This window comes from Enterobacter cloacae complex sp. BZL2005, from assembly GCF_049238885.1.
Lineage (GTDB): Bacteria > Pseudomonadota > Gammaproteobacteria > Enterobacterales > Enterobacteriaceae > Enterobacter > Enterobacter roggenkampii.
The window spans coordinates 107662-131824 of record NZ_JBMKGI010000011.1 but is presented as its reverse complement, the minus strand read 5'-3'; the positions used below and the strand labels follow the sequence as shown (position 1 = coordinate 131824).

The window sequence follows — 24163 nt, the reverse complement described above, 5'->3', positions numbered from 1 at the left end:
TCCTTACCAGAACAGTGCGACAAACAGAATGACCACAGTGACCAGAATCGTCACCGCCCAGAGCCCCTTAATCACCGGTTCTGGCCCCATTTTCTCGCCTTTTACGATGATGTTCGCCGCTTTTGGCGCCAGTTCAAACCAGGTTTTGGTATGCAGCAGCGCGGCTGCAAGCACGATCAGGTTCAGAATGACAATGATCGGGTTTTGCAGGAAACCGACAAAGCTGGCCCAGGTTTCCGGGCCATGCTTGAGGGCAAAAACGCCGTACATCAGCTCAAGGCTGAACCAGACCGCCGGTACCGCTGTGCCTTCACGCAGCATGTAGAAGCGATAAAACGGCAGGTTTTTCCACCAGGTGGACGGCACAGGCCGCACATAGGCTTTGCGTTTAGTCGTCATCATGCACTCCTTAGCGTGGTTTCAGGGTAGCGATAAGAAAGTCTTTCGAGCTTTCCACTTTACCCTGCTGAATGGCGGCGGCCGGGTCGACATGCTTCGGACAGACTTCGGAGCAATAACCCACAAAGGTACAGGTCCAGACGCCGTTCTGGCTGTTAAGCTGCGCCATACGTTCTTTTTTACCGTGGTCGCGGCTGTCTTCGTTATAGCGGTGCGCCAGCGTAATGGCGGCCGGGCCGATGAACTCGGGGTTCAGGCCAAACTGCGGACAGGCGGCGTAGCAAAGACCGCAGTTGATGCAGCCGGAGAACTGATGGTATTTCGCCATCTGAGCTGGAGTCTGGTTGTTTGGCCCCTGATCCGGCGTGCGCGGGTTGCCAATAATGTAAGGCTTAATGGCTTCCAGGCTTTCGATAAAGTGGGTCATATCGACCACCAGATCGCGCTCGATAGGGAAGTTGCCCAGGGCTTCGACCTTGATGCCTTTGGTGTAGTCACGCAGGAAGGTCTTACAGGCCAGCTTCGGCACCTTGTTGACCATCATGCCACAGGAGCCGCAGATCGCCATGCGGCAGGACCAGCGGTAGCTTAGGTCTGGCGCCAGGTTGTCTTTGATATACCCGAGCGCGTCCAGCAGGGAGGTTTGCTCGTCGTAAGGAACTTCATAGAAAGCGCTGTGCGGTGCGGCATCCACTTCCGGGTTGTAGCGCACCACTTCAACTTTCAGTTTTTGCATCTCAGCCATTCGCCTTCTCCTTCTTCTCGGCGGCTTCTGCTTCAGCACCGTACACGCGTTTAGCCGGCGGCAGCGTGGTGATTTTCACGTCGCTGTAGTCCAGACGTGTGGTGCCATCCGCATCGCGCCAGGCGAGAGTGTGTTTCAGGAAGTTGACGTCGTCACGTTCGGTACAGCCTTCATCAAGACGCTGGTGCGCCCCACGCGACTCTTTACGCGCCAGCGCAGAGTGCGCCATACATTCCGCCACGTTCAGGCCGTGGCCCAGCTCGATGGTATAGAGCAGGTCGGTGTTGAAGACGCTGGAGGTGTCGGTGATGCGCACGCGCTTGAAGCGCTCCTGCAGTTCCGCCAGCTTATCGACGGTTTTTTGCATCAGCTCAGGGGTACGGTAGATACCGCAACCTTCTTCCATCGACAGGCCCATCTCGTCGCGGATCTTAGACCAGTTCTCGTTACCTTCCTGGTTCACCAGATCTTTCAGGCGTTTTTCAACGTCTGCGACCTGCGCATCCAGCGCGGCACCGTTAGCTTCGCCTGCGGTTGCCGCCCGCTCCATCGCGCGCTCGCCCGCCATGCGGCCAAAGACCACCAGCTCGGCCAGCGAGTTTGAGCCGAGACGGTTGGCGCCGTGCAGGCCCACGGAGGAACATTCACCGACGGCGAACAGACCCTTAATACGGGTTTCGCACTGCTGGTCGGTTTCGATCCCGCCCATGGTGTAGTGCGCCGTTGGGCGGACCGGAATCGGCTCTTTCACCGGATCGACGCCGACGTAGGCTTTCGCCAGCTCGCAGATGAACGGCAGACGTTCCAGCAGCTTTTTCTCGCCCAGGTGACGCAGGTCGAGGTGAACCACGTCGCCGCGCGGTGTGGAGATGGTGTTGCCTTTGCGCCACTCGTGCCAGAAAGCCTGAGAGACTTTGTCGCGCGGGCCGAGTTCCATGTACTTGTTCTTCGGCTCGCCGAGCGGGGTTTCCGGGCCCATGCCGTAATCCTGCAGGTAGCGGTAGCCGTTTTTGTTGACCAGAATACCGCCTTCACCGCGGCAGCCTTCCGTCATCAGAATGCCGGAGCCCGGCAGACCGGTTGGGTGATACTGCACGAACTCCATATCGCGCAGCGGCACGCCGTGGCTGAGCGCCATACCCATACCGTCGCCGGTGACGATGCCGCCGTTGGTGTTATAACGATAAACACGGCCCGCACCGCCCGTCGCCATCACCACCGCATTGGCGCGGATCTGGACGAGCGTGCCTTCCATCATGTTCATCGCCACCAGGCCGCGCGCGTGTCCATCATCCACCAGAATGTCGAGGACGAAATGCTCATCAAAGCGCTGGATTTGTGGGAACTGAAGGGAGGTCTGGAACAGGGTGTGCAGCATGTGGAAGCCGGTCTTATCGGCGGCGAACCAGGTACGTTCGATCTTCATGCCGCCGAAGCGACGAACGTTGACGCTGCCGTCCGGGCGGCGGCTCCACGGACATCCCCACTGCTCAAGCTGGGTCATCTCCGTTGGACAATGGTGCACAAAGTAGTCAACGACATCCTGTTCGCAAAGCCAGTCGCCCCCTGCAACCGTGTCGTGGAAATGGTATTCAAAGCTGTCATGATCCTGCGCAACGGCGGCGGATCCTCCTTCTGCGGCCACCGTGTGGCTGCGCATTGGATAGACTTTTGAAATCAATGCGATTTTAGCGTTGGGATTAGCTTGCGCTGCAGCAATCGCAGCACGTAATCCAGCCCCGCCAGCGCCTATTACGGCAAGATCGGCCTGAAAAGTTTGCACGACATTCCTCCAGATTTTTGTTATTTCGCAACGCGACAAACTAAAGGTAGTTCACCCGTCCAAAAGGACGATTGCGAAAGCGTTTCCACTGCTCCTTTATGGGTAAAACAGTATAACCGTGTAGATGTCAGGGAAATTTGACGTGTTCGATTTTTTTGCTGTTCTGTCCGGCGATTTATCATTGAGATTGATGAATTGCATCACGCAATTGTTCACCTAAATGAAATGCGCTTTTTTACTGCGCAAAATTTGTCTCTGTCCCTGCTAACGAGTAGACTTCGTGCCCTTGTCTGAAATCGGAGAACAACTCATGAGCGAAACGGCCACCTGGGAGCCGAGCGCATCCATCCCTAATCTGTTAAAACGCGCTGCAATTATGACGGAGATCCGCCGTTTCTTTGCCGACCGCGGCGTCCTGGAGGTGGAAACCCCGTGCATGAGTCAGGCAACGGTAACGGATATTCATCTGGTCCCGTTTGAAACCCGTTTTGTTGGCCCCGGCCACTCTCAGGGCATGAATTTGTATCTGATGACCAGCCCGGAATACCACATGAAACGCCTGCTGGCGGCGGGATGTGGTCCGGTCTATCAGCTGTGCCGTAGCTTCCGCAACGAAGAGATGGGTCGTCACCACAACCCGGAATTCACCATGCTGGAGTGGTACCGCCCGCATTATGATATGTACCGCCTGATGAATGAGGTGGACGATCTGCTTCAGCAGGTTCTGGATTGCTCAGAAGCGGAAACGCTCTCTTATCAGCAGGCCTTCCAGCGCCATCTGGAAATCGATCCGCTGTCGGCGGACAAAACCCTGCTGCGCGAAGTGGCGGCAAAACTGGATCTGAGCAACGTGGCAGATACCGAAGAGGACCGCGACACGCTGCTGCAGCTGCTGTTCACCTTCGGCGTGGAACCGCAGATTGGCAAAGACCGTCCGACGTTTGTCTATCACTTCCCGGCAAGCCAGGCGTCACTGGCGCAGATCAGTACCGAAGACCACCGTGTGGCAGAGCGTTTTGAGGTCTATTACAAAGGCATTGAGCTGGCGAACGGCTTCCACGAACTGACCGACGCGCGCGAGCAGGCGCAACGTTTCGAGCAGGATAACCGCAAGCGCGCCGCGCGCGGCCTGCCGCAGCAGCCTATTGATGTTAATCTGCTTGAAGCATTAAAAGCAGGTCTGCCAGATTGCTCCGGCGTGGCGCTGGGCGTAGACCGTCTGGTCATGCTGGCCCTGGGCGCAGAGCAGCTTGGCGATGTGATTGCCTTTACGGTCGATCGCGCTTAAAGAATTGCCGGGTGGCGCTGTCGCTTACCCGGCCTACTCGGTCATTGGCCCTGCCACATTAAAAACTGCCATATTATTAATATACGGGTCTTTTTCTTAATTTGCCCCTTATAGCCACAATATTAGTCTGGTCATCTGCTACCATCCGCGCAGTTTAATTCCTTTTCGGATGGTTCTATGTCCCAGTCACTCAAAAAGATGACCCTCACCGGGCTCATCCTGATGATATTTACCTCAGTCTTTGGCTTTGCCAACAGCCCATCAGCGTTCTATCTGATGGGTTACAGCGCGACGCCGTTTTATATCGTTTCGGCTCTGTTCTTCTTTATCCCGTTTGCGCTGATGATGGCGGAGATGGGCTCGGCTTACCGGAAAGAAGAGGGCGGGATCTACTCATGGATGAACAACAGCGTCGGCCCGCGTTATGCCTTTATCGGCACGTTTATGTGGTTCTCCTCTTATGTCGTCTGGATGGTCAGCACGGCGGCCAAAGTCTGGGTGCCATTCTCCACATTTCTTTTCGGTGCCGATAAAACGCAGGTCTGGTCGTTAGCCGGGCTGAGCTCCACGCAGGTCGTCGGGATTCTGGCGGTATGCTGGATGGTGGTGGTCACGCTGGTGGCGTCAAAAGGCATCAACAAAATTGCCCGTATCACTGCCGTTGGCGGTATTTCCGTGATGTGTCTGAACCTGGTGCTGCTGCTGGTGAGTATTGCCATTCTGTGCCTGAACGGTGGTCATTTTGCGCAGGAGGTGAACTTCGTTTCCTCGCCTAATCCAGGTTACCAGTCCGGGCTGGCCATGCTCTCCTTCGTGGTGTTTGCCATCTTCGCCTACGGCGGTATCGAAGCGGTGGGCGGGCTGGTCGACAAGACCGAGAACCCGGAAAAGAACTTTGCCAAAGGGATTATTTTTGCCGCTATCGTGATTTCCATCGGCTATTCACTGGCGATTTTCCTCTGGGGCGTCAGCACCAACTGGCAGCAGGTATTGAGTAACAACACCACCAACCTCGGGAACATTACCTACGTGCTGATGAAAAGCCTGGGGATGACGCTGGGTAACGCCATGCACCTGACGCCGGAAGCATCGGCCACCATGGGGATCTGGTTTGCGCGCATTACCGGCCTGTCGATGTTCCTTGCCTATACCGGCGCATTCTTCACGCTGATCTACTCGCCGCTGAAAGCGATCATTCAGGGTACACCAAAAGCGCTGTGGCCGGGACGCATGACCCAGCTCAATACCGCAGGCATGCCTGCCAACGCCATGTGGATGCAGTGTCTGCTGGTGTGCGTGTTTATTCTGCTGGTCTCATTTGGCGGTGATACCGCATCGGCGTTCTATAACAAGCTGACCCTGATGGCGAACGTGTCGATGACCCTGCCGTACCTGTTCCTGACCCTGGCATTCCCGTTCTTTAAGGCAAAGCAGGATCTTGAGCGTCCGTTTGTGATCTTCAAAACCCGCGCGGCAACGCTGTTGGCCACCACGGTGGTGCTGCTGGTGGTGGCGTTTGCCAATATTTTCACCATCATTCAGCCGGTGATTGAGGCGAACGACTGGAACAGCGCGCTGTGGATGGTGGGCGGTCCCATCTTCTTCTCGCTGCTGGCGATGGGGATTTATGAGAATTACCGTCGACGCGCGACGGCGTACATCGCAGAAGTGGCGTAGCGGGAATATTCCCCTCCCGAAAGGGAGGGGAGATGCGTTATAAGCTGCCCGCCGGGCGCGTACGCGCCGCTGACGTCAGCGTTCTTCCCGTTTTACGCCCGTCCAGGCTTTCCAGACGCATCTGGAACGGTGGGAACGGCATATCAATACCGTGTTCGCGGAAGCCCGCCAGAATCAGCTGGTGGATCTCATGGCGCAGCGGCATACGGTGGCCCATTTCGGCGGCGTAGATACGCAGCTCGAAAATCTGAATCCCCTGCTGTAAATCCACAAGGAAGACTTCCGGCGCCGGGTTGTCGATGACCAGCGAGCAGCGCTCCGCGGCAGTGTAGAGGATCTGGGTGACCTCTTCGCTGTTCGCGTCCGACGGTGCCGGTACCGTCAGCACCACACGGGTAACGGAGTCTGACAGCGACCAGTTGATGAACTGCTCGGTAATAAACGCCTTGTTTGGCACGATGATCTCTTTCCGATCCCAGTCGCTGATCGTCGTCGCACGGGTGTTGATCTTCGTGATGCTGCCGGTCAGATCGCGGATCGTGACGGTATCGCCAATACGGATCGGTTTTTCGAACAGAATGATCAGGCCCGAGATGAAGTTGGCGAAGATCTCCTGTAAACCAAAACCTAACCCAACGCCGAGCGCTGCGACGAGCCACTGGAGCTTCGACCACTCAATGCCGATCATCGAGAAGCCAACCAGACCGCCAAACAGCATGATCAGATACTTGGTAATGGTCGTGATTGCATAGCCCGTACCCGGCGTTAAATCCAGATGCTGCAGCAGCGCCAGCTCCAGCAGCGCCGGGAAGTTACGCACCAGTTGGGTGGTGATGATCAGCACCAGAATGGCAATCAGCACCGCCCCTAAGGTGATCGGCTCCAGGCTTTCAACACCCTGCACCGTGGACGTCACGTCCCACAGCGAGATGTTCTCCAGGAAGCCAAACGCGGAGTGGATCTCCGACCACAGGAAGATGACCGAGAGGAGGGCAATCAGCATCAGGATGGAACGAACCAGGCGCAGGGACTGGGTACTGATGGCATCCAGATCCAGTTCGACCTCATCCGCCTCCGTCGTACCTTCCGTACTGTTAACGTGGTTTGGCTCTTCCTCACCCCGCGCGCGCTGGGCGAGGATCTCCGCCCGGCGATGCTTGGCACGGTCAAACGCCAGACGGCGGCGCTGGATCAGCATCCAGCGGCGGATAACGTGATACACCACCAGCAGCAGGAACCAGATGGCCACCGAGGTTTCGAGACGTGCCAACAGCGCCTGCGACGTCGCCAGGTAACCCACCGCGGCTGCCAGCATCGCAATCAACGGTGCGCTGAGCAGCAGGTTCCAGAGCAGCCGGTTGAACATATTGTCACCGCTGCCGGTTTTATCCAGATAGAGCGGAATACCCGCGCGCTTCAGGCTGAGCGTGACGATGGCCAGCGCTCCGCATATCAGCATAAAGCAGAGGCGGCCCAGCGAGCCTGAAAACTCCCGGTCGTTGAGATTATCGAACATGATCAGCGCCATAATCAGCGGCACAATCAGCCCGATGCTCATCAGATAGTAACGCATGGCGCGCGCCACGCGATTACGCGGCCAGCCAAAGTGGGCGATGAACAGGCCATTGGGTCGCGCAAAGGTGGCGCAAATCATTACCACCCACAGCAGCGGTACCGTGGCGGTGACGCCATCGCCAATCGCTACCGCGAGCGGATAGGGCCAGGCTTCCCGCAGGCCATAGCCCAGCGTCATCCACAGCACCGGCAGCGGGGAGGCGACGAGAATCGACCAGAATACGGTGCGCAACGTCAGCCAGAAGTGATCCTGGGTAACCTTCCCCACCCGGGAACTGGAACGCTCGAGGAAGCGGGTGAAATGTCTGCGCGAGTAAATGCTGAAGCCCACCAGAATTAACGCCCCCAGCAGCGGGAAAATGGTCTCTTTGCTGGTGAGCATCATCACGCTGGCCTGTCCCAGCTGGCTGAAGGTATCGAGCGAAATCAGACGACGCAGATCCTGGACAATCTCAATTGGCCACGAGAAGGTCATCGGACGCACGTCGGACGTCCAGAAGAGATAACGGTGCGTCGCCTCGTTCACCTCTTTCAACGCATCTTCCAGCTGGCTGTTGGACACTTTTAGCTTGGTCAGCTCAAGAATCAGCGTATCCCCGCCCTGGAGCAGAGAGTTCAGCAGTTCACGCTGGGTACGCAGCTGGGCTTCCAGAATGCGGCTTTGCTCGCTGGTCAGGGGCTGTCCGTCAGCCTGACGGATCTGGCGGATTTGCGGCTGCTTATTGAGAAGATCTTCAAAATGCAGTCGCTGTACACGTAGCTGGGCCATTTCGGTATCCAGCTGTTGCGGCTTCGGCATCTCCGGCAGGCGCGCGACCTGGGCGCGTAGCGCTTCGCCCAGCAGGTTTGACGATCCGAGCCACTGGGACTGTTCGCGCAGGGTGTTGAGCGCCTGGCGAACCTGAAGGGTTTGATTAGTGGCCTGACGCTGCTGCGAGGCCACCAGATCCATACGCTGCGCCTGTTGATTCAGCGCGGCCGAAAGCTCACGGTTGACCTTAAACTGCTCGACGATGCCGGCAGGCAGGTTATCGCTATTTTCTGCCAGCAGCTCGGTACTTTCCAGCGCGCGCTCCGCTTCACGCTGGCGCTGGCTATTGAGCTGGTTGCGCAAGGCCTGAAGATAGGCGTCCAGCTGCTCGCTCTGCTTCTGAGCGAGTTCTGAGCGCATCCGCGACAGCTCCTGGCGGTTATTGGCGGAAAGCTGCGCCAGCTCGAGCTCATCGACAAGGGCCTTCAGGCGAGCCGATTCTGCCTGCAGGCCCAGATTTTGGGCCTGCGCCTGTGGCGTGTTGCCGTTTTGTGTCCCCACGCGGCGCTCAACTTCATTAAGCTGGCGGCGGGCGTCGGTTTGCTGCTGCGGAAGCTGGCTGAGGGAGTCGGCAATTTCGCGCGCTCGCTCCTGCTCCTGCTGAGCAAGGCGGCTCTTTTCCAGAAGCTGGCTGCTGACCTGCAGGATCTCCTGGTTCAGCGCGTCGGAGGTCATCCCTGCCGGCACATCGCGCGGTTCGTCGCGCAAGTTATTGAGCTGCGCGCGCAGCGTCTGCGAGAGTTTGGGGAAGTTGTCGATAACCTGCTGATACTGCTGAGCGCGCTCAAGCGAGCCTTTCCGCTCCTCAAGCGCGTTCAGTGCTGACTGGAGCGACTCGACGGTCTCTGGCTGAGCGGGTTTGGCCGCTTTTGCCTGCTCCAGTTCCTGGGTTATCTGTTTGGCGTCGGGGGCTGTCGCTGCGTACGCCCCCATGCTGAGGCACCAGGCCATCAGTAGAACGATAATCGGGCGCACGTCAGCGATCCTTCTGTTGTTAGCCTTCGTCTTTTTTGTCGTCAACCAGCGGGCTGGCGTCGTGCTCGGCGTGAATCTCTTCCTGTGACAGCGGAGCAGGCTCTGCATCCGGCGTCACGAAGGTTTCGGTAGAGACCGCCAGCGGCTGGCCCAGCTTTGTCACCGACAGGCTTTCAAGCTGTTCAGCCAGCTTCACTTTGCCCGGCGCAAACAGGTTGATCACGGTGGAGCCCAGCTTAAAGCGCCCCATCTCCTGACCTTTGAGCAGGGCCACGGAACCTTCCGCTTCACCGGCAGGCCAGGTCCAGCGTTTGATCACGCCTTCGCGCGGCGGGGTGATGGTGCCTGCCCAGACGGTTTCGATGCTGCCAACGATGGTCGCACCGACCAGAATCTGGGCCATAGGGCCAAATTCAGTATCGAACAGGCAGATGACGCGCTCGTTACGGGCAAACAGGTTTGGCACGTTCTGCGCGGTCAGGTGGTTCACGGAGAACAGATCGCCCGGGACGTAAATCATTTCACGCAGGATGCCGTTACACGGCATGTGCACGCGGTGGTAGTCACGCGGTGACAGATAGGTGGTGGCAAAGGTACCGTTGCGGAACAGATCCGCCATCAGGTAGTTACCCGCCAGCAGCGCTTCCAGGCTGTAGTTATGGCCCTTCGCCTGCAGAATTTTATCGTCTTCGATGTTACCCAACTGGCTGATCACGCCGTCTGCCGGCATCACCAGGACGTTAGGGTCGGTGTTCACCGGGCGCACGTCGTCACGCAGCGGGCGCACGAAGAATTCGTTGAAGGTGCGGTAGCTGGCGGTATCCGGCTTCTGCGCCTCTTTCATGTCGACCTTGTAATATTTTACGAAAAGGTCGATGACCAGTTTGGTCAGCCAGCCTGCGCGTTTGCTCGCGCCCCAGCCCGCCAGGCGAGTGAGCCACAGTTTTGGCAGAATGTATTGAAGCGAAAGTTTAAATGCGTTTAACAAGGTAGCCTCCAGGCCATTGTTTTGTCGTTCCTGATCCGGCGGTAAGCCACCGGAACCTGAAAAAAGGGGACGATTTTAGCGATGCTTAGCTTAGTTGTCAGTTATCAGAATCAGAAAAGTTTTTACGCGTTTTTACCTGATCCATGCTCTCAAGAATGCGGTGATAATTCTCGAAGCGGGTCTCCGCGATTTCGCCTTTCTCAACCGCTTCACGGATAGCGCAGCCTGGGTCGTTATCGTGTTTACAGTCGCGGTACTTGCAAGCGCCTAAATAATCATGGAATTCGACAAATCCGTTAAAGATTTGTTCCGGCTCAAGGTGCCATAAACCGAACTCTCGCACGCCCGGGGAGTCGATCACGTCGCCGCCATGTGGGAAGTGATACAGGCGTGACGCGGTGGTGGTGTGCTGGCCCAGGCCCGAGACGTCAGACACATCGTTGGTGAGGATCTCTTGCTGAAGGCCAAGCAGGTTGTTCAGCAGGCTCGATTTACCCACGCCGGACTGGCCCGCAAAGATGCTGATGCGATCGGTAAGCGCCTCTTCAAGCGGTTTCAGGCCATCTTTGGTGTAGCTGGAGACCATCAGGACGCGGTAGCCAATTTTGCGATAGATATCCATCTGCTCATTGACGAAGGCCATTCCGTCGTCGTCCAGCAGATCGATTTTGTTCAGCACGATGATCGGTTCAACATGCAGCGTTTCGCAGGCGACGAGGTATCGGTCGATAATATTGAGCGACAGTTCGGGCAAAATCGCCGATACGATAACAATCTGGTTAATGTTGGCGGCAATCGGTTTGACCCCGTCGTAGAAATCGGGACGGGTTAACACGGACGTACGCTCATGGACCGCTTCAACAATACCTTTTACCGTTACGCCTTCCGCCGCCTCTTTACCCGGTCGCCAGACGACCCGGTCGCCGGTCACCAGAGAACGAATGGTCCGGCGGATGTTGCAGCGGTGAATCGCACCATCGGCGGATTCCACGTCAGCGTGCATACCGAAACGGCTGATGACTACGCCTTCCGTTGGGTCGCCAAACAGGTTGTCGTCGTAATCGACCTTCTCCGCAGTGGTTTTAAGACGGCGCTGGTGATTGGCATTCACGCGGCGCTGCTGCCCTTTGGAGAGTTTATTTTTACTCAATCGCACTGGCTCCTGGTCGCCCGTAGGGGGCAAAACCTCTATGATACACTCTAATTAATACTAGTTAACCTGCTACTGCCGGTTATGCGAGAAGGGTGGAAAATAACATGAGCGCGGATGAAAACAACCTGATTTGGATCGATCTCGAAATGACCGGGCTGGATCCCGAGCGCGATCGCATTATTGAAATTGCGACCCTGGTGACGGACGCCAACCTGAATATCCTGGCGGAAGGGCCTACGATTGCGGTGCATCAGTCTGATGACCAGCTGGCGTTGATGGACGAGTGGAACGTGCGTACCCACACCGGCAGTGGCCTGGTGGAGCGCGTGAAGGCGAGCACCATGGGTGACCGTGAGGCGGAGCTGGCGACGCTTGAGTTCCTGAAACAGTGGGTTCCGGCGGGCAAATCACCTATTTGTGGGAATAGCATCGGCCAGGATCGTCGTTTCCTGTTTAAGTACATGCCGGAGCTGGAGTCTTACTTCCACTACCGCTATCTGGATGTCAGCACGCTGAAAGAGCTGGCGCGTCGCTGGAAGCCTGAAATCCTCGACGGCTTTAAAAAGCAGGGGACGCACCAGGCGATGGACGATATCCGAGAGTCCGTGGCGGAGCTTTCTTACTACCGCGAAAACTTTATTAAGCTGTGATTTTGAGATCCGGCGCCTTGCGTGGCCGGGTTTTTGTCGTTAAATTGTGCAGCTTGCCGATTAAATAAGCATTTGAACTGAATTTCGAAAAAATCGCTTTAAGGGGGGTTGCAGCTAAAAGGATTTCTCGTATAATGCGCCTCCCGTAACGACAGAGAATTACACGTTACGACAGCAACAAAAGCAGTGCAGATTTGCGGGAATAGCTCAGTTGGTAGAGCACGACCTTGCCAAGGTCGGGGTCGCGAGTTCGAGTCTCGTTTCCCGCTCCAAAATTTGAAAGTGCTTTCACAGCACAGACTGCCCAAGCGGGAATAGCTCAGTTGGTAGAGCACGACCTTGCCAAGGTCGGGGTCGCGAGTTCGAGTCTCGTTTCCCGCTCCAAAATTTGAAAGTGCTTCCACAGCACGGACCACCCAAGCGGGAATAGCTCAGTTGGTAGAGCACGACCTTGCCAAGGTCGGGGTCGCGAGTTCGAGTCTCGTTTCCCGCTCCAAATTCTTCTTCATCTCTAAAATATCCACAGCGAAAAGCATCGCTGGGGACGTTTTCTGTTTTCTCTGAAATGCTCTTGTGAACAGAGTTATCCACAGAAACTGCGCTTAACCGAAACAGGGTTAAAACTTAGCAGGGTGAATGATATCTTCATAAGTTACTGTATTTACTTCATAAAATTTGATTTCAAAATGTTATTGAGATCACTTGATCTCTTCTCCAGCCCAGATGGCGCTTGAGTTTGTAATTTTATTCACAGGCTGTGAATAGTTCAGGCATCCCGCGGAAGCCCTTTTTCAATCACCCTCACCAGACGCTGTTTCTTCGGTAGCTGCACCTCGACCACACAGGCATTACGTTTCTCAACTTGCTGCGCAATCGCCCATTCTATGTGTTCATCAAGAAGTGGGTGCTCACCTCTACGGCTTTCAAGCGCCCGAATATTCGCTTCATCCCACGGGGCATTCCCCAGCGCGACGGCCACATTTCGCAGCCAGCGCAGATGGCCGATACGGCGAATGGCCGAACCCTCCGTCACTTTCAGGAACCAGGCTTCGGTCCAGGCGAACAGTTCAGCGAGCGGCGGGGCATGGAGCGCCTTGCGCGGGCTGAAATCCTCTTCGTCGGTGAGCTGTGAATAGCGGTTCCACGGGCAGATGAGCTGGCAATCGTCGCAGCCGTAGATGCGGTTGCCGATAAGCGGTCGGAACTCCTCCGGAATGGCGCCTTCCAGTTCGATCGTGAGGTAGGAGATACAGCGGCGCGCATCAACGGTGTAAGGCTCGACGATGGCGCCGGTGGGGCAGATGGTCATACAGGCCACGCAGCGGCCACAGCCTTCCTCTACCGGGCCGTCTACCGGCAGCGGTAAATCAATCAGCAGTTCACCGAGGAAGAAGAACGATCCGGCGTCGCGGCTAAGAATAAGTGAGTGCTTACCTGTCCAGCCAAGCCCGGCTTTTTCGGCGATCGGACGCTCAAGAATAGGCGCGGAATCGACAAAGGGTCTAAAATTCAGCGAAACACAGTGCTGTTGAATAGTTTCCCCGAGTTTTTTTAAACGGTTACGCAGAAGCTTATGGTAATCACGACCGAGGGCGTACCGGCTAACGTAACCCAGCGAGGGGTCTTTGAGCGTGCGCGCAAAGGCCGCGTTGGCGGGCAGGTAGTTCATGCGCACGCTGATGACGCGTAATGTGCCCGGCAAAAGCTCGTGTGGACGGGCGCGCATCATGCCATGACGTGCCATCCACTCCATTTCGCCGTGGTATTGTTTGTCCAGCCAGGCCTGCAGTTTGGGCTCGCTGGCGGAGAGGTCGGTATCGGTAATGCCTACCTTCTGGAAGCCAAGCTCAGCACCCCACTGTTTGATTTTTTGCGCTAATTCATTGAGATCGAGGGGCTGTGACATGACGGACCATACGGTGAAGAAAAACCCCGCAAGTATACCACATTCCATCTGGCATGCGGATGACCTCCGGCGCGCCGAAAAAGAGGCTGCAGACAGCCTCGGGATTACCCTGTATGAACTGATGCTCCGCGCGGGTGAGGCAGCGTTTGACGTTGCCCGTAGCGCCTGGCCGCAGGCCGCCCACTGGCTGATTCTGTGCGGGCACGGCAACAACGGCGGTGACGGCTACGTCGTCGCCCGTCTCGCGGTGGCTGCGGGTATCCGCGTGACCTTGCTGGCTCTCGAAAGTGATAAACCGCTGCCGGAAGAGGCCAGCGCGGCGCGGGAGGCATGGCTGAACGCCGGCGGTGTGATTCATGCGCCTGATATCGTCTGGCCAGAGGATGTTGATCTGATTGTTGACGGGCTGCTGGGCACCGGGCTGCGCAGCGCGCCGCGCGAAAACGTTGCCGCGCTTATTGAACACGCTAACAGACATTCCGCGCCGGTAGTCGCCCTGGATATTCCCTCTGGCCTGATTGCACAAACGGGTGCGACGCCGGGGGCGGTGATTCAGGCGGCACATACGGTAACCTTTATCGCCCTGAAGCCAGGATTACTGACCGGCAAAGCGCGGGATGTCGTTGGCGTGTTGCACCACAGTGCGCTGGGGCTGGAGAGCTGGCTGGCCGGGCAGGAAACGCACCTCATGCGTTATGATGCGTCGCAGCTTGCAGCGTGGCTCTCGCCGCGACGACCAACGTCACATAAGGGCGATCACGGCAGGCTGGTGATTGTGGGCGGTGACCACGGTACGGCGGGTGCGATTCGCATGACTGGTGAAGCGGCTCTGCGCAGCGGCGCCGGATTAGTGCGAGTGCTCACTCGCATTGAGAATATTGCGCCGATCGTCACGGCCCGACCGGAGCTGATGGTCCATGAGCTTACGCTCCAGACGCTGGAGGAAAGCCTCGAATGGGCGGATGTGGTGGTGATCGGTCCCGGGCTTGGGCAGCAGGCGTGGGGTAAACAGGCCCTGCAAAAGGTCGAGAATTTTCGCAAACCGATGCTGTGGGATGCCGACGCGCTTAACCTTCTGGCAATAAACCCGGATAAGCGTCACAATCGCATTCTGACGCCACACCCCGGCGAAGCCGCGCGGCTGCTTAACTGCAGCGTGGCAGAAATTGAAAGCGATCGCTTACTTTCTGCTCAGCGTCTGGTAAAACGTTACGGAGGTGTTGCCGTTTTAAAAGGGGCAGGAACCGTTGTTGCCAGTGACGAGACGCAGGGCATTATTGATGCCGGAAATGCGGGCATGGCGAGCGGCGGCATGGGCGATGTGCTTTCCGGTATTATTGGCGCATTGCTTGGACAGAAACTTCCCCTTTATGATGCAGCCTGTGCGGGCTGCGTGGCCCACGGCGTTGCGGCAGATAAACTGGCTGCGCGTTACGGTACGCGCGGTATGCTGGCCACCGATCTCTTTTGCACGCTGCGGCGTGTAGTTAACCCGGATGTGATTGACGTAGAAAATGACTAATCGAGCGATTCCTTTACCTGATGAACAAGCCACTTTAGATCTCGGCAAGCGCGTGGCGCAGGCCTGTCAGGGGGCAACCGTCATTTATCTGTATGGTGATTTAGGGGCGGGTAAAACCACCTTCAGCCGGGGTTTTTTGCAGGCGTTAGGGCATAACGGGAATGTGAAAAGCCCAACCTACACGCTGGTAGAACCGTACACCCTTGAAAATCTCATGGTGTACCACTTCGATTTATACCGCCTTGCGGATCCTGAGGAGCTGGAATTTATGGGGATCCGTGATTATTTTGCCAACGACGCCATTTGCCTGGTGGAGTGGCCGCAACAAGGTGCGGGTGTGCTGCCTGACCCGGATGTCGAAATTCACTTAGATTACCAGGCTCAAGGGCGTGAGGCACGCATCAGTGCTGTTTCCTCATCAGGCAGTTCCTTACTGGCGCGTCTGGCCGGTTAAGCGTAGGGATGACGGGATGATAAATCGCGTTAAAGGTTGGTTGTTGGCTGCCACCGTGCTGCTGTGCGCGCAGGCCGGGGCTGCAAATCTTTCAGATATTCAGGTATCGAACGGCGAAAGCCAGGCCCGGATCACGTTCAGCTTTATGGGCGATCCTGAGTATGCGTTTTCACAGCCAGACAGCCACAGCGTGGCGCTGGATATCAAACAGACAGGCGTGATCCAGGGATTACCGCTGCAGTTCAGCGGCAACAACCTGGTGAAAAGTATCCGTTCGGGTACGCCGCAGGATAGCCAGTCGTTACGCCTGGTGGTCGATCTGACCGAAAAGGGCAAAACGAAGGCAGTGAAGCAGCAAAACGGGGCGAACTATACGGTGGTCTTTACCATCAATGCCGATGTCCCACCACCGCCTCCACCGCCGCCTGTCGTTGCCAAACGCGTGGAAGAACCGGTGTATACGCCGCGTCCTGCTGAACCTGCGCGTAATCCGTTTAAATCACAGAACGATCGCATCACTGCGGCAACCAGCAGCAATACGGTGACCCGTCCGGCGGTGAGTACGCGCCGTGCTGCGACCAGCGGTGACAAAGTGATTATCGCCATTGATGCAGGTCATGGTGGACAGGACCCGGGGGCGATTGGCCCGGGTGGGACGCAAGAGAAAAATGTCACCATCGCCATTGCCCGCAAATTGCGTGCACTGCTCAACGACGACCCTACGTTCAAAGGCGTGTTGACCCGCGACGGGGATTACTTCATTTCGGTAATGGGGCGTTCGGACGTCGCGCGCAAGCAGAATGCGAACTTCCTGGTCTCCATCCACGCGGATGCTGCGCCTAACCGTAACGCGACCGGTGCCTCGGTATGGGTACTCTCGAACCGTCGCGCCAACAGCGAAATGGCCAACTGGCTGGAAGAGCATGAGAAGCAGTCTGAACTGCTAGGCGGCGCGGGCGATGTGCTGGCAAACAGCCAGTCAGACCCGTACCTGAGCCAGGCGGTGCTGGATTTACAATTCGGTCATTCTCAGCGCGTCGGGTATGATGTGGCCACTAACGTATTGAACCAGCTGCAAAGCATTGGTGTGCTGCATAAGCGTCGTCCTGAACATGCCAGCCTCGGCGTTCTGCGCTCGCCAGATATCCCGTCCATCCTTGTAGAGACGGGCTTTATCAGTAACAACGGTGAAGAGCGTCTGCTGGGAAGCGACAGCTATCAGCAGCAAATTGCCGAAGCGATTTATAACGGTCTGCGTAAATACTTTGATGCCCATCCGCTGCAGTCTGCGCCACAGAGCGGCGCTGCCCAGACGGCCAGCGCAGCGCTACCGGGTGAGATGACCGCGACCAACTAAGGAGAATTCATGCCGATTCAGGTTCTGCCGCCGCAGCTTGCGAACCAAATCGCCGCCGGTGAGGTGGTGGAACGCCCTGCATCGGTCGTGAAGGAGCTGGTGGAAAACAGCCTCGATGCGGGCGCGACCCGCATCGATATTGATATCGAGCGCGGCGGCGCGAAGCTTATCCGCATTCGCGACAACGGCTGCGGCATTAAAAAAGAGGAGCTGGCGCTGGCGCTGGCCCGTCACGCCACCAGTAAAATTGCTTCTCTGGATGACCTGGAAGCGATTATTAGCCTCGGCTTTCGCGGTGAAGCGCTGGCCAGTATCAGCTCGGTTTCGCGCTTAACGCTGACCTCCCGTACCGCCGAACAGCAGGAAGCCTGGCAGGCTTACGCCGAAGGGCGCGATATGGATGTGACGGTCAAACCCGCGGCGCACCCTGTCGGCACGACGCTTGAAGTATTAGATCTCTTCTACAACACCCCCGCCCGACGCAAGTTCATGCGTACCGAGAAGACCGAATTCGGACACATCGACGAGATCATCCGCCGCATCGCGCTGGCGCGTTTCGATGTCACCATCAACCTCAGCCACAACGGCAAGGTGATGCGCCAGTATCGCGCGGTGGCGGAAGGTGGACAGAAAGAGCGACGGCTGGGCGCCATTTGCGGGACCCCGTTTCTGGAACAGGCGCTGGCCATTGAGTGGCAGCACGGCGATCTGGCGCTGCGCGGCTGGGTAGCCGATCCGAACGCGAGCAGCGCTGCGTTTGCGGAGATCCAGTATTGCTACGTCAACGGCCGCATGATGCGCGACCGTCTCATCAATCACGCTATTCGCCAGGCCTGCGAAGACAAGCTCGGGGCCGATCAGCAGCCTGCTTTCGTGCTTTATCTGGACATCGACCCGCATCAGGTGGATGTGAACGTCCATCCTGCCAAGCATGAAGTGCGGTTCCACCAGTCGCGACTGGTGCATGATTTTATCTATCAGGGCGTGCTGAGCGTGCTGCAGCAGCAGGGTGAAACGCCGTTGCCGCTGGAACACGCAGAACCTGCGCCACGCCCAATTCCTGAAAACCGTGTCGCTGCGGGCCGCAACCATTTTGCGGAGCCCGCCGTTGCGCGTGAACCGGAAGCGCCGCGCTTTTCCTCTGCAGGGGCCGCACCGCGTCCAACGGGCGCCAACTACCCGAATGCCCAGCCTGGTTATCAAAAGCAGCAGGGCGCGTTGTACCGCAAACTGCTGGAGACGCCAGCCGTAGAGCGTAAAGAACCTATTCCGGCACCTCAGCCTTCTCTGGACGGCCATAGCCAGAGTTTTGGCCGGGTGCTGACGATTATCGCGCCGGATATGGCACTGCTGGAACGTGACGGCAAATTGATGCTTCTGGCACTGCCGGTTGCCGAACGCTGGCTTAAACAGGTGCAGCTCACGCCGGGCGAAAATGCCGCCTGTGCGCAGCCGCTGTTAATTCCGGTTCGCCTGAAAATATCCCCTGATGAAACAAGAATATTGCAGCGTGCCGAAGCACAGCTGGCGCAAATGGGTATTGAAATTGTGCTCGAACCACAACATGTGACAATTCGTGCAGTGCCTTTACCCTTACGCCAACAAAATTTACAAAACTTGATTCCTGAACTGATAGGCTACCTGGCGCAGCAAACATCGTTTGATGCCGCTAACACCGCGCAGTGGATCGCCCGCCATCTGGCCAGCGAACACGCGCCGTGGAGCATGGCACAGGCCATCAGCGTGCTGGCGGAGGTTGAACGCCTCTGTCCGCATCTGGTGAAAGCGCCGCCGGGTGGGTTATTACAACCTGTTGATTTAAAAACGGCGATGAACGCCCTGAAACATGATTGACGTAAGTAAGGCGAGCCTGCCTAAGGCAATTTTTTTAATGGGCCCAACGGCCTCCGGCAAAACGGCGCTCGCGATTGAGTTGCGTAAAGTTTTGCCGGTAGAGTTGATTAGCGTCGACTCCGCCCTCATCTACCGAGGGATGGACATCGGCACGGCGAAGCCTGACGCAGAAGAACTGCGCGCGGCACCGCACCGTTTGCTGGATATCCTCGACCCGGCTCAGGCTTACTCCGCAGCGGATTTTCGCCGGGATGCCTTAGCCGAGATGGCCGAGATAACGGCGGCGGGGCGTATACCGCTGTTGGTTGGCGGAACCATGCTCTACTTCAAGGCGCTGCTGGAGGGGTTATCACCTCTGCCATCCGCGGACCCGGAAGTAAGAGCGAAAATTGAGCAGCAGGCGGCAGAGCAGGGGTGGGACGTTTTGCATCAGCAACTGGCGGAGATTGACCCGGTTGCCGCAGCGCGGATCCATCCAAATGATCCGCAAAGGCTTTCCCGGGCACTGGAAGTTTTTTTCATTTCGGGTAAAACTTTAACGGAACTGACGCAAACGTCAGGAGACGCTCTGCCGTATCAGGTGCATCAGTTCGCCATCGCCCCGGCGAGCCGTGAACTGCTCCATCAGCGAATTGAGCAGCGTTTTCATCAGATGTTAGCTTCAGATTTTGAAGCAGAAGTGCGGGCGCTATTTGCCCGTGGAGATTTGCATACGGACATGCCTTCCATTCGTTGTGTGGGATACCGCCAGATGTGGTCGTACCTTGAAGGTGAGATTTCATACGATGAAATGGTTTATCGAGGTGTTTGCGCCACGAGACAGTTAGCGAAGCGCCAGATCACCTGGTTGCGCGGTTGGGAAGGGGTTCACTGGTTAGACAGTGAAAAACCACAACAGGCGTTAAGCGACGTGATTGAGGTTGTTGGTGATATCGCTCACTGAATGTGTACAATTGAGGCGTATCGTGCGCAATTTTTCAGAATCGCAAGGTTCTAAGTACAAAACAAGCATATAAGGAAAAGATAGAATGGCTAAGGGGCAATCTTTACAAGATCCGTTCCTGAACGCATTGCGTCGGGAACGTGTTCCAGTTTCTATTTATTTGGTGAATGGTATTAAGCTGCAAGGTCAGATTGAGTCTTTCGATCAGTTCGTGATTCTGTTGAAAAACACGGTCAGTCAGATGGTCTATAAGCACGCTATTTCTACTGTTGTTCCGTCCCGTCCGGTATCTCATCACAGCAATAACGCTGGCGGCGGCACAGGTAGTAACTACCATCATGGCAGCAACGCGCAGGGTTCTTCAACGCCAGCGCAGGACAGCGACGAGACCGAATAAGGTTTCGCACTGTTATCCACACGGGGAGCCAGGGATCCTGCGTTCCCCGCTGATCTTTTTAGAGAGGTTTACGCTTGTTTGACCGTTATGATGCCGGTGAGCAGGCGGTGCTGGTACACATCTATTTTTCGCAAGACAAAGATATGGAAGACCTCCAGGAGTTTGAATCTCTGGTCTCTTCCGCCGGTGTCGAAGCAATGCAGGTGATTACCGGTAGCCGTAAAGCGCCGCACCCAAAGTATTTTGTTGGTGAAGGTAAAGCAGTCGAAATTGCGGATGCCGTAAAAGCAACCGGCGCGTCAGTCGTGTTGTTTGATCATGCGCTGTCTCCAGCCCAGGAGCGCAACCTGGAAGCTCTCTGCGAATGCCGTGTTATCGATCGCACGGGATTGATTTTAGACATTTTTGCTCAGCGTGCACGTACCCACGAAGGGAAACTGCAGGTTGAGCTGGCGCAGCTGCGTCATCTGGCAACGCGTCTGGTGCGTGGCTGGACCCACCTTGAAAGACAAAAAGGCGGGATTGGTTTGCGCGGCCCGGGTGAAACCCAGCTCGAAACCGACCGTCGTTTGCTGCGTGGCCGAATTACCCAGATCCTCTCGCGTCTGGAAAGGGTCGAGAAACAGCGTGAGCAGGGGCGTCGGGCACGCACCAAAGCCGACATCCCGACGGTGTCGCTGGTGGGGTATACCAACGCCGGTAAATCCACCCTGTTTAACCAGATAACCGAGGCCCAGGTTTATGCCGCAGACCAGCTGTTTGCGACCCTGGACCCGACGCTGCGCCGTATTGACGTTGCCGACGTCGGTGAAACGGTGCTGGCGGATACCGTAGGGTTTATCCGTCACCTGCCGCATGACCTGGTGGCAGCGTTCAAGGCCACTCTGCAGGAGACGCGACAGGCGACCCTGCTGCTGCACGTGATTGATGCGGCAGACGTGCGCGTTCAGGAGAACATCGACGCGGTGAACGTGGTGCTCGAAGAGATCGACGCCCACGAAATCCCAACGCTGTTGGTGATGAACAAGATCGATATGCTGGACGATTTCGAACCGCGTATCGACAGAGATGAAGAGAACAAACCGGTTCGGGTCTGGCTTTCTGCCCAGACCGGTATTGGTGTGCCACTGCTTTTCCAGGCTTTGACAGAACGTCTTTCCGGTGAGGTAGCTCAGCACACGCTGCGACTGCCGCCACAGGAAGGCAGGCTGCGCAGCCGGTTTTATCAGCTTCAGGCGATAGAAAAAGAGTGGATGGAGGATGACGGCAGCGTGGGGATGCAGGTGCGTATGCCGATCGTTGACTGGCGTCGCCTCTGTAAACAAGAACCTGCGCTGGTCGACTATATCGTCTGATCAGAAAGGGGATGCCTGAATAATTCGCCCTTGCATAACAAATATGGAGCATATACATGGCGTGGAATCAGCCCGGTAATAACGGACAGGACCGCGACCCGTGGGGAAGCAGCAATAATCAAGGCGGCAACTCTGGGGGAAATGGCAACAAAGGTGGTCGCGAGCAGGGGCCGCCGGATCTGGATGATATCTTCCGCAAGCTGAGCAAGAAGCTTGGTGGTCTTGGCGGAGGTAAAGGTTCTGGCTCAGGTGGAAATTCCACCCAAGGGCCGCGCCCGCAAATGGGTGGCCGCGTAGTCGGTATTGTTGCCGCTGCAGTGGTAATCATCTGGGCTGCTACCGGGTTCTACACCATTAAAGAAGCGGAACGCGGTGTCGTTACGCGTTTTGGTAAGTTCAGCCATCTGGTTGAGCCGGGCCTGAACTGGAAACCGACCTTCATTGACGACGTGACCGCGGTCAACGTGGAATCGGTCCGTGAACTGGCGGCGTCTGGTGTGATGCTGACGTCTGATGAAAACGTGGTGCGCGTTGAGATGAACGTGCAGTACCGCGTGACCGATCCTGAGCGTTATCTGTTTAGCGTGACCAGCGCCGATGACAGCCTGCGCCAGGCGACCGACAGCGCCCTGCGCGGGGTGATCGGTAAATACACCATGGACCGTATCCTGACCGAAGGTCGTACCGTTATCCGTAGCGATACCCAGCGTGAGCTGGAAGAGACCATTCGTCCATACAACATGGGGATTACCCTGCTGGACGTCAACTTCCAGGCTGCACGTCCGCCGGAAGAGGTGAAAGCGGCCTTTGACGATGCGATTGCTGCACGTGAAAACGAACAGCAGTACATCCGTGAAGCAGAAGCCTACACCAACGAAGTTCAGCCACGTGCTAACGGTCAGGCGCAGCGTATTCTGGAAGAAGCGCGTGCGTATAAGACCCAGACCATCCTGGAAGCACAGGGTGAAGTGGCTCGCTTCGCGAAGATCCTGCCGGAATATAAAGCGGCGCCGGAAATTACCCGTGAGCGTCTCTATATTGAGACCATGGAAAAAGTGCTGAGCCACACCCGCAAAGTGTTGGTTAACGACAGTAAAGGCGGAAACCTGATGGTGCTGCCGCTGGATCAGATGCTGAAAGGCGGTTCTGCACCGGCAGCAAAAGACAACAGCGGTGCGAACAACCTGCTGCGTCTGCCACCTGCGTCATCCGGTAGCACAAGCGCAACAACCACGTCTTCTTCGAGCGATGGTGACATTATGGACCAACGCCGTGCTAACGCGCAGCGTAACGACTACCAGCGTCAGGGGGAATAAGGATGCGTAAGTCAGTTATTGCGATCATCGTCATCGTACTGGTCGTGCTTTATACCTCGATCTTTGTGGTGAAAGAGGGCGAGCGTGGGATCAAGTTCCAGTTCAGCAGCGTCGTGCGTGATGGCGACAAACGCCCGGTGATCTACGAACCGGGTCTGCACTTCAAGGTGCCGTTCATTCAGTCAGTGAAAACGCTTGATGCGCGTATCCAGACCATGGATAACCAGGCCGACCGTTTCGTGACTAAAGAGAAGAAAGACCTGATCGTTGATTCCTATATCAAATGGCGCATCAGCGATTTCAGCCGTTACTTCCTGGCAACGGGCGGCGGTGACGTTTCTCAGGCAGAAGTGCTGCTGAAACGTAAGTTCTCTGACCGTCTGCGTTCTGAGATTGGTCGTCTGGATGTGAAAGACATCGTGACCGATTCCCGTGGCCGTCTGACCCTGGAAGTTCGCGATGCGCTGAACTCCGGCACAGCGGGCACGGAAGATGAAGTTTCAACGCCAGCAGCAGATGATGCGATTGCCAAAGCGGCTGAGCGCGTTCAGGCTGAAACCAACGGTAAAGTGCCGGTGATCAACCCGAACAGTATGGCTGCGCTGGGTATTGAAGTGGTAGACGTGCGTATCAAGCAGATCAACCTGCCGGTGGAAGTGTCCGAGGCGATTTACAACCGTATGCGCGCCGAGCGTGAAGCGGTCGCCCGTCGTCACCGTTCACAGGGCCAGGAAGAGGCGGAGAAGCTGCGTGCTGCTGCGGACTACGAAGTGGCCAAAACGCTGGCGGAATCTGAGCGTCAGGGCCGTATCCTGCGTGGTGAAGGTGATGCCGAGGCGGCGAAGCTGTTTGCCGATGCCTTCAGTCAGGATCCTGACTTCTATGCCTTTATCCGTAGCCTGCGTGCTTACGAGAATAGCTTCCAGAGCAACCAGGATGTGATGGTGCTCAGCCCGGACAGCGATTTCTTCCGTTATATGAAGACGCCGACTAACGCAACGCGATAAACTCAGGC

At 56.7% G+C, this 24163-nt stretch carries 19 protein-coding genes and 3 tRNA genes; 15 read left to right on the top strand and 7 right to left on the bottom strand.

Going from position 1 to position 24163, the window contains the following annotated elements:
- Positions 1–3 precede the first annotated feature (3 nt).
- Genes frdC through frdA form a run of 3 tightly spaced genes read right to left on the bottom strand, consistent with a single transcriptional unit; the run spans position 4 to position 2927 of the window.
- Positions 4–399, bottom strand: a complete 396-nt coding sequence (frdC, locus tag ACOTXI_RS17800) for a fumarate reductase subunit FrdC (protein ID WP_008502933.1) — start codon at positions 397–399, stop codon at positions 4–6.
- A gap of 10 nt (positions 400–409) precedes the next feature.
- The gene (locus tag ACOTXI_RS17795; RefSeq protein WP_021240721.1) at positions 410–1144 is read right to left on the bottom strand and encodes a succinate dehydrogenase/fumarate reductase iron-sulfur subunit; all 735 of its coding nucleotides are present in this window, start codon (positions 1142–1144) and stop codon (positions 410–412) included.
- Positions 1137–2927: a fumarate reductase (quinol) flavoprotein subunit gene (gene frdA / locus ACOTXI_RS17790; RefSeq protein ID WP_008502932.1), complete on the bottom strand. Its 1791-nt coding sequence runs from the start codon at positions 2925–2927 to the stop codon at positions 1137–1139. Before frdA ends, ACOTXI_RS17795 begins: the two co-directional genes overlap by 8 nt.
- 310 nt (positions 2928–3237) lie before the next feature.
- On the opposite strand from frdA, the gene epmA reads away from it, so the two are divergent.
- Both epmA and yjeM read left to right on the top strand, forming a co-directional pair.
- Positions 3238–4215, top strand: a complete 978-nt coding sequence (epmA, locus tag ACOTXI_RS17785; RefSeq protein ID WP_008502931.1) for an elongation factor P--(R)-beta-lysine ligase — start codon at positions 3238–3240, stop codon at positions 4213–4215.
- Between the two features lie 177 nt (positions 4216–4392).
- Positions 4393–5892 (top strand): glutamate/gamma-aminobutyrate family transporter YjeM, encoded by a 1500-nt coding sequence (gene yjeM, locus ACOTXI_RS17780; RefSeq protein WP_021240720.1) that lies wholly within the window; start codon positions 4393–4395, stop codon positions 5890–5892.
- Between the two features lie 37 nt (positions 5893–5929).
- Here yjeM and mscM read toward each other — a convergent pair whose 3' ends face one another.
- From mscM to rsgA, 3 genes are all read right to left on the bottom strand, one after another.
- A complete protein-coding gene (gene mscM, locus ACOTXI_RS17775; protein ID WP_008502929.1) occupies positions 5930–9253 on the bottom strand; it encodes a miniconductance mechanosensitive channel MscM in 3324 nt (1107 codons plus the stop codon).
- Positions 9254–9272: 19 nt separating this feature from the next.
- The gene (asd, locus tag ACOTXI_RS17770) at positions 9273–10241 is read right to left on the bottom strand and encodes an archaetidylserine decarboxylase (RefSeq protein ID WP_025911888.1); all 969 of its coding nucleotides are present in this window, start codon (positions 10239–10241) and stop codon (positions 9273–9275) included.
- A 97-nt stretch (positions 10242–10338) separates the two neighbouring features.
- The gene (rsgA, locus tag ACOTXI_RS17765) at positions 10339–11391 is read right to left on the bottom strand and encodes a small ribosomal subunit biogenesis GTPase RsgA (protein ID WP_058653821.1); all 1053 of its coding nucleotides are present in this window, start codon (positions 11389–11391) and stop codon (positions 10339–10341) included.
- Positions 11392–11498: 107 nt separating this feature from the next.
- Here rsgA and orn point away from each other — a divergent pair, with 107 nt between their 5' ends.
- The 4 genes from orn to ACOTXI_RS17745 all read left to right on the top strand — a co-directional run bounded on the left by orn (position 11499) and on the right by ACOTXI_RS17745 (position 12540).
- Entirely contained in the window at positions 11499–12044 is a 546-nt protein-coding gene (gene orn, locus ACOTXI_RS17760; protein WP_008502926.1) for an oligoribonuclease, read from the top strand.
- Positions 12045–12240: 196 nt separating this feature from the next.
- Positions 12241–12316: transfer RNA gene (locus ACOTXI_RS17755), tRNA-Gly, on the top strand.
- Between the two features lie 36 nt (positions 12317–12352).
- Positions 12353–12428, top strand: a tRNA-Gly gene (locus tag ACOTXI_RS17750).
- A 36-nt stretch (positions 12429–12464) separates the two neighbouring features.
- Positions 12465–12540: transfer RNA gene (locus tag ACOTXI_RS17745), tRNA-Gly, on the top strand.
- 270 nt (positions 12541–12810) lie between these two features.
- Here the strand turns inward: ACOTXI_RS17745 and queG are convergent.
- Positions 12811–13950, bottom strand: a complete 1140-nt coding sequence (queG, locus tag ACOTXI_RS17740) for a tRNA epoxyqueuosine(34) reductase QueG (RefSeq protein WP_023345299.1) — start codon at positions 13948–13950, stop codon at positions 12811–12813.
- Here queG and nnr point away from each other — a divergent pair.
- The 9 genes from nnr to hflC all read left to right on the top strand — a co-directional run bounded on the left by nnr (position 13949) and on the right by hflC (position 24155).
- Entirely contained in the window at positions 13949–15472 is a 1524-nt protein-coding gene (gene nnr / locus ACOTXI_RS17735) for a bifunctional ADP-dependent NAD(P)H-hydrate dehydratase/NAD(P)H-hydrate epimerase (RefSeq protein WP_058653822.1), read from the top strand. The genes queG and nnr overlap by 2 nt on opposite strands.
- Positions 15465–15926, top strand: a complete 462-nt coding sequence (gene tsaE / locus ACOTXI_RS17730; RefSeq protein WP_008502923.1) for a tRNA (adenosine(37)-N6)-threonylcarbamoyltransferase complex ATPase subunit type 1 TsaE — start codon at positions 15465–15467, stop codon at positions 15924–15926. The genes nnr and tsaE overlap by 8 nt, the downstream gene beginning before the upstream one ends.
- Positions 15927–15942: 16 nt before the next feature.
- Positions 15943–17283, top strand: a complete 1341-nt coding sequence (amiB, locus tag ACOTXI_RS17725; RefSeq protein WP_021240715.1) for an N-acetylmuramoyl-L-alanine amidase AmiB — start codon at positions 15943–15945, stop codon at positions 17281–17283.
- A 9-nt stretch (positions 17284–17292) separates the two neighbouring features.
- Positions 17293–19137 carry a DNA mismatch repair endonuclease MutL gene (mutL, locus tag ACOTXI_RS17720; RefSeq protein WP_039265371.1) on the top strand — a complete coding sequence of 615 codons (1845 nt, stop codon included), beginning with the start codon at positions 17293–17295 and terminating at the stop codon, positions 19135–19137.
- A complete protein-coding gene (gene miaA / locus ACOTXI_RS17715) occupies positions 19130–20080 on the top strand; it encodes a tRNA (adenosine(37)-N6)-dimethylallyltransferase MiaA (protein WP_008502920.1) in 951 nt (316 codons plus the stop codon). Before mutL ends, miaA begins: the two co-directional genes overlap by 8 nt.
- Before the next feature lie 85 nt (positions 20081–20165).
- Positions 20166–20477 carry an RNA chaperone Hfq gene (hfq, locus tag ACOTXI_RS17710; RefSeq protein WP_008502919.1) on the top strand — a complete coding sequence of 104 codons (312 nt, stop codon included), beginning with the start codon at positions 20166–20168 and terminating at the stop codon, positions 20475–20477.
- A 74-nt stretch (positions 20478–20551) separates the two neighbouring features.
- Positions 20552–21832: a ribosome rescue GTPase HflX gene (gene hflX, locus ACOTXI_RS17705; protein WP_058653823.1), complete on the top strand. Its 1281-nt coding sequence runs from the start codon at positions 20552–20554 to the stop codon at positions 21830–21832.
- 56 nt (positions 21833–21888) lie between these two features.
- Positions 21889–23148: an FtsH protease activity modulator HflK gene (hflK, locus tag ACOTXI_RS17700; RefSeq protein WP_008502917.1), complete on the top strand. Its 1260-nt coding sequence runs from the start codon at positions 21889–21891 to the stop codon at positions 23146–23148.
- A gap of 2 nt (positions 23149–23150) precedes the next feature.
- Complete coding sequence (gene hflC, locus ACOTXI_RS17695; RefSeq protein WP_008502916.1) at positions 23151–24155, top strand: protease modulator HflC; 1005 nt, start codon at positions 23151–23153, stop codon at positions 24153–24155.
- The last annotated feature ends 8 nt before the right edge of the window (positions 24156–24163 follow it).

Excerpts from the sequence above, each read along its gene's own strand:
- frdC (WP_008502933.1), bottom strand. The coding sequence starts at position 399 with ATGACGACTAAACGCAAAGCCTATGTGCGGCCTGTGCCGTCCACCTGG.
- ACOTXI_RS17795 (WP_021240721.1), bottom strand. The coding sequence starts at position 1,144 with ATGGCTGAGATGCAAAAACTGAAAGTTGAAGTGGTGCGCTACAACCCG.
- epmA (WP_008502931.1), top strand. The coding sequence starts at position 3,238 with ATGAGCGAAACGGCCACCTGGGAGCCGAGCGCATCCATCCCTAATCTG.
- yjeM (WP_021240720.1), top strand. The coding sequence starts at position 4,393 with ATGTCCCAGTCACTCAAAAAGATGACCCTCACCGGGCTCATCCTGATG.
- orn (WP_008502926.1), top strand. The coding sequence starts at position 11,499 with ATGAGCGCGGATGAAAACAACCTGATTTGGATCGATCTCGAAATGACC.
- nnr (WP_058653822.1), top strand. The coding sequence starts at position 13,949 with ATGACGGACCATACGGTGAAGAAAAACCCCGCAAGTATACCACATTCC.
- queG (WP_023345299.1), bottom strand. The coding sequence starts at position 13,950 with ATGTCACAGCCCCTCGATCTCAATGAATTAGCGCAAAAAATCAAACAG.
- tsaE (WP_008502923.1), top strand. The coding sequence starts at position 15,465 with ATGACTAATCGAGCGATTCCTTTACCTGATGAACAAGCCACTTTAGAT.
- amiB (WP_021240715.1), top strand. The coding sequence starts at position 15,943 with ATGATAAATCGCGTTAAAGGTTGGTTGTTGGCTGCCACCGTGCTGCTG.
- mutL (WP_039265371.1), top strand. The coding sequence starts at position 17,293 with ATGCCGATTCAGGTTCTGCCGCCGCAGCTTGCGAACCAAATCGCCGCC.
- miaA (WP_008502920.1), top strand. The coding sequence starts at position 19,130 with ATGATTGACGTAAGTAAGGCGAGCCTGCCTAAGGCAATTTTTTTAATG.
- hfq (WP_008502919.1), top strand. The coding sequence starts at position 20,166 with ATGGCTAAGGGGCAATCTTTACAAGATCCGTTCCTGAACGCATTGCGT.
- hflK (WP_008502917.1), top strand. The coding sequence starts at position 21,889 with ATGGCGTGGAATCAGCCCGGTAATAACGGACAGGACCGCGACCCGTGG.
- hflC (WP_008502916.1), top strand. The coding sequence starts at position 23,151 with ATGCGTAAGTCAGTTATTGCGATCATCGTCATCGTACTGGTCGTGCTT.